A 12,100-nucleotide genomic window follows, 5' to 3' on the forward strand; every position below is an offset into this window, starting at 1 on the left:
GGTCAGCGGGGCTGGTGGTGGGCGGCGGCGCCGCCGACGGGGACGTCCGCGCGGGTCGGCACCGGGGTCTGCCGGACGACCTCCTCGACGATGCCGGAGGCGTCGAGGCCGCTGAGACGGGACTCGGTCGACAGCACGAGGCGGTGCGCGAGCACGGGGACCGCCAGCGCCTGGACGTCGTCCGGGAGCACGTGCATCCGGCCGGCCATGGCGGCGTGCGCCTTGGCGACCTTCAGCAGCTGCAGCGACGCGCGCGGCGAGGCCCCGAGGCGCAGCCCGGGGTGCTCGCGGGTCCGTCCCACCAGGTCCAGGATGTACTGCTTGACCGCAGGTGCCGCGTGCACGGCACGGATCCAGCCCGCGAAGCGCAGCATCGTGTCGGCGTGGGTGACCGTCTCCAGGTGCGCCAGGGGGTCCGCCGACGTCTGGGCGTCGAGCATGCGCATCTCGGCCTGGTTGTCGGGGTAGCCCACCGACAGCCGGGCCATGAACCGGTCCCGCTGCGCCTCGGGCAGCGGGTACGTGCCCTCCATCTCGACCGGGTTCTGCGTGGCGACCACCAGGAAGGGCTGCGGCAGGGCGTAGGTGGACCCGTCGATGGTGACCTGGCCCTCCTCCATGCACTCCAGCAGCGCCGACTGCGTCTTCGGCGAGGCGCGGTTGATCTCGTCGCCGATCACGACGTTGTTGAACACCGGGCCCGGCCGGAACTCGAACTCCCCGGTGGTCGACCGGTACACGTTGACGCCGGTGAGGTCGCTCGGCAGCAGGTCCGGGGTGAACTGCACCCGGCCGACGCGGGAGTCGATCGTGCGCGCCAGCGCCTTGGCGAGCGTGGTCTTGCCCACGCCGGGCACGTCCTCGACCAGCAGGTGCCCCCCGGCGAGCAGGACCGCGACCGTCAGCCGCGCCAGGTCGGGGCGTCCGGTGACGACGCTCTCCACCTGGTCGCGCACGCGGGCCGTGGTGGCCACCAGCTCGCCCAGCCCGGCCCGCAGGGCCTCCTGCCCGCCGTCGGGCGGCGTCTGCGGCAGGGTGCCGGTGACGTGGTCGGTCTGCACGATGCGGCCTCCGGTGATGTTGCGGGTACGCCTCGCAGCCTATCCGGTCCCACGCCAGGTCCGTGACCCGGGTCACGCGTCCGACGTGGTGCGCAGCCGTCGAGGGGGCCTCGGTGGCGCCTCGGCCCTCCACTTCACCCCCGACGCTCTGACCTGCGACGACGCGTGGCACCGGTGCCCAGGTGGAGGAAAGAGGGCCGAATCGCCGCGCCTGGTGGAGGAAAGTGGAGTAGCGTGGAGGAAGCGGGAGCCCGAGGGGAGGTGCGGACCGTGGCAGGAGCGCTGGGGGACCAGTTCCCGGGTACCGGGCTGCTGCTCGGGACGTACACCCCGAGGCTCGACGAGAAGGGACGGCTGATCCTGCCGGCGAAGTTCCGTTCCCGACTCGCCGCCGGGCTCGTCATGACCAGGGGGCAGGAACGCTGCGTGTTCCTGCTGCCGATGGACGAGTTCTCCCGCATTTACGAGCAGGTCCGGCAGGCGCCGGTCACCAGCCGGCAGGCACGCGACTACCTGCGCGTGTTCCTGTCGGGGGCGAGCGACGAGGTGCCGGACAAGCAGGGCCGCGTGGTCATCCCCGCGAACCTGCGCGAGTACGCGGGCCTCGGCCGGGACGTCGCCGTCATCGGCGCCGGCACCCGGGTCGAGGTCTGGGACGCCGGTGCGTGGGAGAGCTACCTGTCCGCGCAGGAGGCGGACTACTCCGACGTGGCCGAGCAGATCTTCCCCGACCTGCAGTTCTGAACCGACCGACGACGACACCAGCACAGCAGCGGCCCCGCACGGCGAGGCCTCTCCCCGCGAGGGTCTGGCGCACTTCCCCGGCGCCAGAACGACGCGGAGGGAGACCTGGTCGGGCGGGGCCGCGACAGGAAGGAGGGGCCCGTGGTGGACGAACGACCGGACGACGCGGCGCGGCCGACGAGCGACCGCCACCTGCCGGTGCTCCTCCAGCGGTGCGTCGACCTGCTCGCCCCGGCCCTGGCCGAGCCCGGCAGCGTCCTGGTGGACTGCACGCTCGGGATGGGCGGGCACACCGAGGCCGTGCTCGAGCAGGTCCCGACCGCCCGGGTGCTCGGTATCGACCGGGACCCGCAGGCCCTCGAGCTCGCCGGGCGGCGGCTGGCCCGCTTCGGCGACCGGTTCACCCCGGTGCACGCCGTGTACGACGAGATCGCCGACGTCGTCGACGAGCACGCCGACGGCGCGGTCCAGGGCGTCCTGATGGACCTGGGCGTCTCCTCGCTCCAGCTCGACGAGCCGGAGCGCGGGTTCTCCTACGCCCAGGACGCCCCGCTGGACATGCGCATGGACCCCTCGCGGGGCATCACGGCCGCCGACGTGCTGAACACCTACGACGAGGCGGACATCGCCCGCGTCCTGCGTCGCTACGGCGAGGAGCGGTTCGCGCCGCGGATCGCCCGCGCGGTGGTCCGACGCCGGGAGCGCGAGCCGTGGGCCCGGACCGCCGAGCTCGCCGACGCGGTCCGCGCCGCCATCCCGGCGGCCGCGCGGCGCACCGGGGGCAACCCGTCCAAGCGGACGTTCCAGGCGCTGCGGATCGAGGTCAACGGCGAGCTCGAGGTGCTCGAGCGGGCCGTCCCCGCCGCGATCGAGGCGCTCGCGGTCGACGGCCGCATCGTCGTGGAGTCCTACCACTCGTTGGAGGACCGCATCGTCAAGCGGGCCATCACCCGCGGCACCACGTCCAGCGCGCCGCCCGACCTCCCCGTCGAGCCGGAGACTCACCGGCCCTACCTCGAGGCCCTCACCCGCGGCGCCGAGGAGGCCGACGAGGCCGAGCGGGAGCGCAACCCGCGGTCGGCCTCGGTCCGCCTGCGCGCCGCCCGCCGACTGCGACCCACGCCCGCCCACCTGCTCGGCCCGACCCGGAAGGAGTCACGATGAGTGCTCTGCGAGCCTCCACCGTCCACCCGGTGCCCCGTGGCGAGCCCACCCCGCGCCGCGCGCCCCTGCGCGCCGTCGAGGGAGGAGCCGGCCGTCGCTTCGACGCCGTCCGGGCGCCGTTGCAGGCCACCTCCGGGGTCCCCTTCATGCTGCTGTGCGCCCTGGTGCTGGTCGCCGCCCTGCTGGCGGCGCTGCTGCTCAACACCACGATGGCGCGCGGGTCCTACGAGATGTCCCGGCTGCAGCGCGAGGCGGGCCTGGTCGCGCAGGACGTCCAGGAGGTGCGGTCCGAGCTGCGGGCCGCCGAGGCCTCGCTGCCGCAGCAGGCCGAGCGGCTCGGCATGGTGCCCGCCGAGGAGATGACCATGCTGTCCGCCGCCGACCGGGCCGTCGTGCCGGGACCCACGGAGCCCGCGGAGGAGCCGTGAGCCCGACACGCCCGGTGCGCCGCCGCGGCGGACGGCCGTCGGGGGCGCAGGATCGTGCTGTGCAGACCAGACGACCCGGGGGAGCCCGGGCCGGTGCGGCGGGCGCGTCGCGCGGTGCGGCGACGGCCGGCCGCGGGCGGACGCCCCGGGCGCAGGGACGCCTGGCCGGCGACCCCGAGCGTCGGCAGCGCTGGCTGATCGCCCTGGCGGCCCTCGTGGTGACGGTGTTCGTGGGCCGGCTGGTGGACGTCCAGGTCGTCCAGGGACCCGCGCTGGCGTCCACGGCCCAGCAGGCCCGGCTCGCCACCCAGGTCACCCAGGCCCACCGCGGCGACATCCTCGACGCCGAGGGGCGCGTGCTGGCGACGTCCGTGGACCGCTATCGGATCGTGGCCGACCAGGTGAACATCCAGGGGTTCCGCGGCAACGGCCGCCGCGACGCGGACGGCGACCCCGTGCAGGACGGCGCCCTGGGCATCGCCCAGCTGCTGGCCCCGGTCCTGGGCGAGAGCGAGGCCACCCTCGGTGCCCGGCTGAACGGCGAGGACAGGTACGTGGTCCTGGCCCGCGACGTCGTGCCGGAGGTGCAGCGCGCCGTCTCGGCCCTCGGCCTGTACGGCTCGGTGTTCTCCCACCTGACGTCGGAGCGCACCTATCCCGCCGGCACCGTGGCCGGCCCGCTGCTCGGGCACGTCAACAGCGAGCAGGTCGGCGTGGGCGGTCTCGAGGCCACCTTCGACGACGTGCTCGACGGCACCGACGGCACGTTGACCTACGAGCGCGGCCGGGACGGCGCCCGGATCCCGGCGTCCGAGCTGGAGTCCGTCCCCGCCGAGCCCGGCGAGGACGTCCAGCTGACCCTCGACTCGGACGTGCAGTGGAAGGCGGAGGAGCTGCTCGACCAGGCGGTCTCGGACACCGGGGCGAGCTACGCGATCGCCGTCGTCCAGGACCTGCGGACCGGGGACGTCGTGTCGATGGCCGACTCCGGCGAGGTCGACCCGAACGGGACCTCCGGCGACGTCGCCGACGGCTCGCGGGCGGTGAACGTCGTCTTCGAGCCGGGGTCGACCGGCAAGGTCATCTCGATGGCCGCCGCGCTCGAGGGCGGCTACTGGGAACCCACGGACGAGTTCGAGGTGCCGGACCGCTACACGGTCGACGGCGAGACGTTCCGCGACTCCCACCCGCACCCCGTCGAGCGCTGGACCCTCGCGGGCATCCTCGCCCAGTCCTCCAACGCCGGCACCGTGATGATGGGCGAGGAGATCCCGTTCGCGGTGCGCTACGACTACCTGCGCAAGTTCGGGTTCGGCCAGCGGACGGCGCTCGGGCTGCCGGGGGAGAGCGCGGGCATCCTGCCCGACGAGAACATCGACGAGATCGAGAACCGCACGCCCTACACGGTGCTGTTCGGACAGGGCGTCGCGGTCAGCGCCATGCAGGCCACCCAGGTGTTCTCGACCATCGCCAACGACGGCGTGCGCATGCCGGCCACCCTGGTCGCCGGCACCCGCACCGCGACCGGCGAGCTCGTCCCCGTCGAACGCGACGAGGGCACGCGCGTGGTGTCCTCGCAGACCGCGAACGACGTGCTGACCATGATGGAGGCCGTCACCGCCGAGGACGGCACGGGGACGGCGGCCCAGGTCCCGGGATACCGGGTGGCGGGCAAGACCGGCACCGCCCAGATGTTCGAGGGCGGCGGCACCACCTACGTGGCCTCGTTCATCGGCGTGGCGCCCGTCGACGACCCCCGCTACACGGTGTCGGTGTTCCTCAAGAGCCCCCGGTCCTCGATCTACGGCGGGGTGGTGGCCGCTCCGGTCTTCAGCGAGCTGATGGGCTACGTGCTGCGTGCCGACGGCGTCCCGCCGTCCGACGAGCCGGCCGACCTGTTCCCGCTGACCTGGTGACGAGCCGGCACCAGGTAGGTTCTTCCCCGTGACATCCCCGACCGATCGCATCCGGCCCGCGGTGCTCGTCCCGCGACGCGTGGCCGACCTCGTGGCCCGGTTCGACCTGACCACCGCCGTCCCCGGCCCGGACGCCGCGGCGGAGGTGACCGCGGTCGCCAGCGACAACCGTGCCGTGGCCGCCGGCGACCTCTTCGTGGCGCTGCCCGGCGCGCGCGCCCACGGCGCGGCCTTCGCCGCCGACGCCGTGTCCCGCGGCGCCCACGCCGTGCTGACCGACCCGGCGGGCGCCGACCGGCTGCGCGACCTGACGGTGCCCGTGCTCGTGACCGACGACCCGCGCACCCTGCTCGGTCCCGTCGCCGCGTGGGTGCACGGTGCCCCCGCCGAGCGGCTGACCACGTTCGGCATCACCGGCACCAACGGCAAGACCACCACGACCTACCAGCTCGACCACCTGCTGCGCTCCCTGGGACGCCGCGGCGGTCTCGTCGGCACGGTCGAGACGCGGTCGGGCGACCGGGTGCTGCCCAGCCGGCTGACCACCCCGGAGGCCTCCGACCTGCAGGCGGTGCTCGCCGCGATGTGCGAGGACGGCGTCGACTCGCTGTCGATGGAGGTCTCCTCGCACGCCATCGCGATGCACCGCGTCGACGGCGTGGTCTACGACGTCGCCGGCTTCACCAACCTCAGCCAGGACCACCTCGACTTCCACGGGGACCTGCCCACGTACTTCGCCGCCAAGGCCGAGCTCTTCACGCCGGCCCGCGCCCGCCGGGGTGTCGTCGTGGTCGACGACGCGTGGGGCGAGCGCATGGCCGCCGCGGCCACGGTCCCGGTCGAGACCGTCCGGACCACGGCGCCCGCACCGGACTCCCCGGCGGCCGACTGGACCGTCTCCGAGGTCGTCCCGCACGGCACCGGCTCGGCCTTCACCCTGACCCGGACCGACGGGCTCTCCCTGCGGACGTCCACGTCCCTGCCGGGACACTTCAACGTCGCCAACGCCGCGCTGGCCGTGGTGATGGTGCTCGCCTCCGGCGTCGCCCCGCAGGACGTCGTGGCCGCGCTCGAGGCGGGGGACGGGCTGTCCGCGCGGGTACCCGGCCGGATGGAGGTCGTCGGCCCCGGGGGCGACGGCCACCCCCGCGTCGTCGTCGACTTCGCGCACAACACCGACGCCCTCGAGCTGGCCCTCGCGGCGCTGCGCCCGACGACGACCGGGCGCCTGGCCGTCGTGTTCGGCGCCACCGGCGACCGTGACCCGGGCAAGCGCCCGGCGATGGGTGCGGCCGCCGTCGCGGGTGCCGACGTCGTGGTCATCACCGACGACGACCCGCACGACGAGGACGCCGCCGCGGTCCGTGCCGCCGTGCGCGCCGGCGCCGAGGCGGCCCGCGAGAGCGCGGCGGCCGCCGGCCGCGAGGTGACCGTGACGGAGGTCGCCCCGCGCGGCGAGGCCGTCCGGCGCGCCGTGCTGGAGGCCGCCGGCACCGACACGGTGCTCGTCGCCGGCCGCGGGCACGAGACCTTCCAGGAGGTCCGCGGCGTGGACCTCGAGCTGGACGACCGCGTCGAGGCGCGCGCCGCGCTGCGCGCCCGCGCAGAGAGGACCCCCACCGCATGATCGAGCTCACCGCCGCCGAGGTCGCCGCCGCGACCGCCGGGTCGCTGCACGGCGCCGGGGACGACGCCGTCGTCACCGGTCCCGTGGTCGTCGACTCCCGGCAGGTGTCACCCGGCGCGTTGTTCGTCGCGCTGCCCGGCGAGCACGTCGACGGGCACGACTTCGCCGCCTCCGCGGTCCGGGACGGCGCGTCCCTGGTGCTGGCCGCCCGCGCCGTCGACGGCGTGCCGTGCGTCGTCGTCGACGACGTCCAGACGGCCCTCGGCGAGCTCGCCCGGGCCGTGCTGGCCCGCCTGCGCGAGGCCGCCGAGGTCCGCGTCGCCGCCGTCACCGGCTCGGTGGGCAAGACGACCACGAAGGACCTCCTGGGGCAGCTGCTCGTGCCCGCGCTCGGCGAGGACGCCGTGGTGGTGCCCCTGGGCTCGTTCAACAACGAGATCGGGCTGCCCCTGACGGTGCTGCGGGCGACCGCGGACACCCGCCTGCTGGTGCTGGAGATGGGCGCCGACCGGCCCGGCAACATCGCGGACCTGACCCGGATCGCGCCCCCGGACGTCGGCATCGTCCTGGCGGTCGGCACGGCCCACCTCGGGGTCTTCGGCGACGTCGAGACCATCGCGCGCACCAAGGGCGAGATGGTCTCCGGCGTGCGTCCGGGCGGCGTCGTGGCCCTCAACGTCGACGACACCCGTGTCGCGGCGATGGCCGACCGTGCCGAGCCCGGCACCGAGGTGGTCGGCTTCGGCACGATCTCCTCGGCCGACGTGCGCGCCCAGGACGTCACGGTCGACGGCGGCCGGGCGCGGTTCACGCTCCGCGCCGGCGGCGAGACCGCCGACGTCGCGCTCCGGCTCGTCGGCGCGCACCACGTCACCAACGCGCTCGCGGCCGCGACGGCGGCCCTGCGGCTCGGCGTCGACCTGGCGGTCGTGGCCGAGCGGCTGTCGGCGGCGACGCCGCAGAGCCCGCACCGCATGGCGGTCACCGAGCGGGCGGACGGCGTGACGGTGGTCGACGACTCGTACAACGCCAACCCCGACTCGATGCGGGCCGCCCTGCGTACCCTGGCCGTGATGGCCGGTCGCTCGCGGCGGTCGGTCGCCGTGCTGGGGGAGATGCTCGAGCTCGGGGACGTGGCGCGGACCGAGCACGACGCCATCGGCCGCCTGGCCGTGCGGCTCAACGTCAAGCTGCTGGTCGTGGTGGGCGAGGGGGCCTACCACATCCACGAGGGAGCCCAGCAGGAGGGATCCTGGGGAGAGGAGTCGGTGTTCGTGCCCGATCTGGCGACGGCGCGCTCGCTGCTGGCCGAGACCCTCACCGACGGTGACGTCGTCCTGGTCAAGGCCTCGCACGGCTCCGGCCTGTGGAGCCTGGCCGACGAGCTGGTGGAGGTCGCCGGATGATCGCCGTCCTCGCCGCCGCCGGCGTCTCCCTCCTGGTCGCCCTGCTGGGCACCCCGCTGTTCATCCGGTTCCTCGTGCACCGCAACTACGGCCAGTTCGTCCGGCAGGACGGTCCCACGGCGCACTTCACCAAGCGCGGCACGCCCACCATGGGCGGGGTCGTCATCATCGCCGCCACCCTGCTGGGCGTCGCGGCGTCGATGATCTGGGCCGGCCGCCCGCCGAGCGCCTCGGCGCTGCTCGCGCTGTATCTCATGACGGGGCTGGGGCTCGTCGGCTTCCTGGACGACTTCACCAAGATCCGCAAGCAGCGGTCCCTGGGGCTGACCGCGAAGGCGAAGATCGTCGGCCAGGGTTTCGTGGGCATCTCGTTCGCGGTGCTGGCGCTGCAGTTCCCCAACGCGAACTCCCGCACGCCCGCCTCGACGAAGATCTCGTTCCTGCGGGACACCGACCTGGACCTCGCCTTCGCGGGGACGACCATCGGGCTGATCCTGTTCGTGATCTGGGCGAACTTCCTCATCACCGCGTGGTCGAACGCCGTGAACCTCACCGACGGCCTGGACGGCCTCGCGACCGGGTCGTCCCTCATCGTCTTCGGCGCGTACATCCTGGTGGGCATCTGGCAGCTGAACCAGTCCTGCCAGCGGCTCGCGGCCGCCGGACCCGGCTGCTACGAGGTGCGCGACCCGCAGGACCTCGCGATCGTCGCGGCCGCCGTCATGGGCGCCTGCTTCGGCTTCCTGTGGTGGAACGCCAGCCCGGCCAAGATCTTCATGGGGGACACCGGGTCCCTCGCCCTCGGCGGCGCGCTCGCGGCGCTGTCGATCCTGACGCGCACCGAGATCCTCGCCGCCGTCATCGGCGGCCTGTTCGTCATCATCGTGCTGTCGGACATCATCCAGATCGGCTCGTTCAAGCTGACCGGCAAGCGGGTGTTCAAGATGGCCCCGCTGCACCACCACTTCGAGCTGTCCGGGTGGGGCGAGGTCACCATCGTCATCCGGTTCTGGCTCATCGCGGGACTGTTCTCCGCCCTCGGCATGGGCATCTTCTACGCCGAGTGGGTCGTCAGTTGAGCCCTCGGGCGCGCGACGTCGACCTGGCCGGCGCCCGGGTCGTCGTCGCCGGGCTGGGCGTCACCGGCCGCGCCGTCGTCGAGGCGCTCGCCGGCCGGGCCGGCACGGTGACCACCGTGGACGGCCGTGCCGCGGACGCGGACGTGACCGGCGCGGACGCGGCCGACCCGGCGGTGGCCGCCGACCTGGTCGCGCGGTCCGACCTCGTCGTCGCGTCCCCGGGGTGGGCACCGACGACCCCGCTGCTGGCCGCGGCGCAGCGGGCCGGCGTCCCCGTGTGGAGCGAGGTCGAGCTGGCCTGGCGGCTGCGCAGCGGGGCCCCGTGGCTCGCCGTCACCGGCACCAACGGCAAGACCACGACCGTGCAGATGCTGGCGTCGATCCTGACCGCCGCCGGGCTGCGCACCGCGACGGTCGGCAACGTCGGCACCCCGGTGCTGACCGCGGCGCAGGACTCCGACCTGGACGTGCTGGCCGTGGAGCTGTCCAGCTTCCAGCTGCACCACACCCTCACGATGGCGGTCGAGGCCGGCGCGGTGCTCAACGTGGCCGACGACCACCTGGACTGGCACGGGTCGGCCGCGGCGTACGCGGCCGACAAGGGCCGGATCTACCACGGCGCGCAGGTGGCGTGCGTGTACAACGTGGCGGACCCGCGCACCGAACGACTCGTGCGCGAGGCCGACGTGGCCGAGGGCGCCCGGGCGGTCGGCTTCACCCTCGGAGCGCCCGGCCCCGGCCAGCTCGGCGTGGTCGAGGACGTGCTGGTCGACCGCGCCTTCCACACGGCCGCCGACGCCCCCGACCGGCACCGCACGGCCGCGGAGCTGGGCACGCTCGCCGACCTGGCCCACCTGGGCGGTCCGCAGGGTGCGCCCCCGCACGTCGTGGCCAACGCCCTGGCCGCCGCCGCCCTCGCCCGCGCCCACGGGGTCGAGGCCCGGGCCGTGCGCGACGGTCTGCGCCGCTTCTCCGCGGACGCGCACCGCGCCGCCGTCGTGCGCACGCTCGACGGGGTGACCTACGTCGACGACTCCAAGGCGACCAACGCCCACGCCGCGGCCGCCTCGCTGGCCGCCTGCGCTCCCGGCACCGGCGTGTGGATCGCCGGCGGTCTGGCCAAGGGGGCGACCTTCGACGACCTGGTGGCGAGCCGGGCCGACCGGCTGCGTGCCGCCGTCGTCATCGGCACCGACCCGGAGCCGTTCACCGACGCACTGGCCCGACACGCGCCCGAGGTGCCGGTCCGCGTGATCGATCCCGGCGACACTGGCAGCGTGATGCGTCGCGCGGTGTCCGCGGCGCGGCAGGCCGCCCGGGAGGGCGACACCGTGCTGCTGGCCCCGGCCGGCGCGTCCATGGACCAGTTCGCGTCCTACGCGGCGCGGGGGGAGGAGTTCGCCTCCGCGGTGCAGGACCTGACGTAGGGGAGCACGATGGCGGTCACGCCCGCGGCGCGCACGCGCAGCACCGACCGGCCGTGGCTGGGGCAGTGGAACTCCGCGGTGACGAGCTACTACCTCGTCGTCGGGGCGACCGGGCTGCTGCTGCTCATCGGTCTGGTCATGGTGTTCTCCAGCACGGCCGTCACCTCGATCGCCGCGGGCGAGTCCCCCTACGCCGCCGGGCTGACGCAGGCGCGCTTCGCCCTGATCGGACTGCCCGTGCTGCTGGTCGCCGCCCGGCTGCCGGTGCGGTGGTACAAGCGGCTGGCCTGGCCGGCCCTCGCCGTGGCCGTCGTCCTGCAGTCGCTGACGCTCGTGCCGGCGCTGGCGCGCGCGCAGGGCGGCAACGTCGGCTGGATCTCCCTCGGCGGCGTCACGGTGCAGCCGGCCGAGGTGAGCAAGCTCGCCCTGGCCGTCTGGCTCGGGGTCGTGCTCGGGCGCAAGCAGCACCTGCTCGGGTCCTGGGCCCACGCCATCGTGCCCGCCGTGCCCGGGGCGCTGATCGTCCTGGGACTGGTCATCGCCGGGAACGACCTGGGCACGATGCTGGTCATCGCCGGGCTCGTGGCGGGAGCGCTGTGGGTCGCCGGTGCGCCGTGGCGCATGCTCGCGCTGGGCGGTGCCGCCGCCGTGACGGCGATCGTCGGGCTCTTCGTGCTCGGCAACTCCAACCGCATGGGGCGCATCCTGGCGACCTACGGCGAGTGCACCGACGCCGAGGGCCTGTGCTACCAGTCCCTGCACGGCATGTACGGCCTGGGTACCGGCGGGCTGTTCGGCGTCGGGCTCGGGGCCAGCCGCGAGAAGTGGCGGTACCTGCCCGAGGCGCACAACGACTTCATCTACGCCATCATCGGCGAGGAGCTCGGCCTCCTCGGCACCCTGCTCGTGCTGTCCCTGTTCGTGGTGCTCGGGGTCGCCATGGCACGGATCGTGCGGCGGCACGACGACCCGTTCGTCAAGATCACCACCGCCGCCGTGGCGTGCTGGATCGTGGGCCAGGCGTTCGTCAACATCGGCGTCGTGCTGGGGCTGCTGCCGGTCATCGGCGTGCCGCTGCCGCTGGTGTCCGCCGGCGGGTCGGCCCTGGTGACGACCATGGCGGCCCTGGGCATGGTCATCAGCTTCGCGCGCTCCGAGCCGGGTGCCGCGGAGGCGCTCGCGGCGCGCCCGAGCGTCGTGCGCCGCTCGCTCACCGTGCTGAGCGGTGCGCGCCGCCGGGGCCGGTAG

The 12,100-nt window shown here is 74.5% G+C and carries 10 protein-coding genes; 9 read left to right on the forward strand and 1 reads right to left on the reverse strand.

From position 1 onward, the window contains the following. Nucleotides 1-2: 2 nt before the first annotated feature. Entirely contained in the window at nt 3-998 is a 996-nt protein-coding gene (locus PO879_RS06700) for a MoxR family ATPase (protein WP_278237473.1), read from the reverse strand. 333 nt (nt 999-1,331) lie between these two features. On the opposite strand from PO879_RS06700, the gene mraZ reads away from it, so the two are divergent. The 9 genes from mraZ to ftsW all read left to right on the forward strand — a co-directional run bounded on the left by mraZ (nt 1,332) and on the right by ftsW (nt 12,100). Beyond that, entirely contained in the window at nt 1,332-1,805 is a 474-nt protein-coding gene (gene mraZ, locus PO879_RS06705; RefSeq protein ID WP_278237141.1) for a division/cell wall cluster transcriptional repressor MraZ, read from the forward strand. A 144-nt stretch (nt 1,806-1,949) separates the two neighbouring features. After that, nucleotides 1,950-2,969, forward strand: a complete 1,020-nt coding sequence (rsmH, locus tag PO879_RS06710) for a 16S rRNA (cytosine(1402)-N(4))-methyltransferase RsmH (RefSeq protein ID WP_278237474.1) — start codon at nt 1,950-1,952, stop codon at nt 2,967-2,969. Continuing rightward, on the forward strand, nt 2,966-3,397 hold the full coding sequence (locus PO879_RS06715; RefSeq protein WP_278237142.1) for a hypothetical protein: 432 nt from the start codon (nt 2,966-2,968) through the stop codon (nt 3,395-3,397). The genes rsmH and PO879_RS06715 overlap by 4 nt, the downstream gene beginning before the upstream one ends. A gap of 59 nt (nt 3,398-3,456) precedes the next feature. Continuing rightward, nucleotides 3,457-5,313, forward strand: a complete 1,857-nt coding sequence (locus PO879_RS06720) for a penicillin-binding protein 2 (protein ID WP_278237143.1) — start codon at nt 3,457-3,459, stop codon at nt 5,311-5,313. Nucleotides 5,314-5,341: 28 nt separating this feature from the next. Beyond that, on the forward strand, nt 5,342-6,940 hold the full coding sequence (locus PO879_RS06725; RefSeq protein WP_278237144.1) for a UDP-N-acetylmuramoyl-L-alanyl-D-glutamate--2,6-diaminopimelate ligase: 1,599 nt from the start codon (nt 5,342-5,344) through the stop codon (nt 6,938-6,940). Beyond that, nucleotides 6,937-8,346: a UDP-N-acetylmuramoyl-tripeptide--D-alanyl-D-alanine ligase gene (gene murF, locus PO879_RS06730; protein ID WP_278237145.1), complete on the forward strand. Its 1,410-nt coding sequence runs from the start codon at nt 6,937-6,939 to the stop codon at nt 8,344-8,346. The genes PO879_RS06725 and murF overlap by 4 nt, the downstream gene beginning before the upstream one ends. After that, nucleotides 8,343-9,425 carry a phospho-N-acetylmuramoyl-pentapeptide-transferase gene (gene mraY, locus PO879_RS06735; RefSeq protein WP_278237146.1) on the forward strand — a complete coding sequence of 361 codons (1,083 nt, stop codon included), beginning with the start codon at nt 8,343-8,345 and terminating at the stop codon, nt 9,423-9,425. Before murF ends, mraY begins: the two co-directional genes overlap by 4 nt. Continuing rightward, the gene (gene murD / locus PO879_RS06740) at nt 9,422-10,852 is read left to right on the forward strand and encodes a UDP-N-acetylmuramoyl-L-alanine--D-glutamate ligase (protein WP_278237147.1); all 1,431 of its coding nucleotides are present in this window, start codon (nt 9,422-9,424) and stop codon (nt 10,850-10,852) included. Before mraY ends, murD begins: the two co-directional genes overlap by 4 nt. 9 nt (nt 10,853-10,861) lie before the next feature. Next, entirely contained in the window at nt 10,862-12,100 is a 1,239-nt protein-coding gene (gene ftsW, locus PO879_RS06745; RefSeq protein ID WP_278237148.1) for a putative lipid II flippase FtsW, read from the forward strand.

This window comes from Isoptericola sp. AK164 (genome assembly GCF_029643425.1).
GTDB classification, from domain to species: Bacteria; Actinomycetota; Actinomycetes; order Actinomycetales; family Cellulomonadaceae; genus Isoptericola; species Isoptericola haloaureus.

Excerpts from the sequence above, each read along its gene's own strand:
- PO879_RS06715 (WP_278237142.1), top strand. The coding sequence starts at position 2,966 with ATGAGTGCTCTGCGAGCCTCCACCGTCCACCCGGTGCCCCGTGGCGAG.
- murF (WP_278237145.1), top strand. The coding sequence starts at position 6,937 with ATGATCGAGCTCACCGCCGCCGAGGTCGCCGCCGCGACCGCCGGGTCG.
- mraY (WP_278237146.1), top strand. The coding sequence starts at position 8,343 with ATGATCGCCGTCCTCGCCGCCGCCGGCGTCTCCCTCCTGGTCGCCCTG.
- ftsW (WP_278237148.1), top strand. The coding sequence starts at position 10,862 with ATGGCGGTCACGCCCGCGGCGCGCACGCGCAGCACCGACCGGCCGTGG.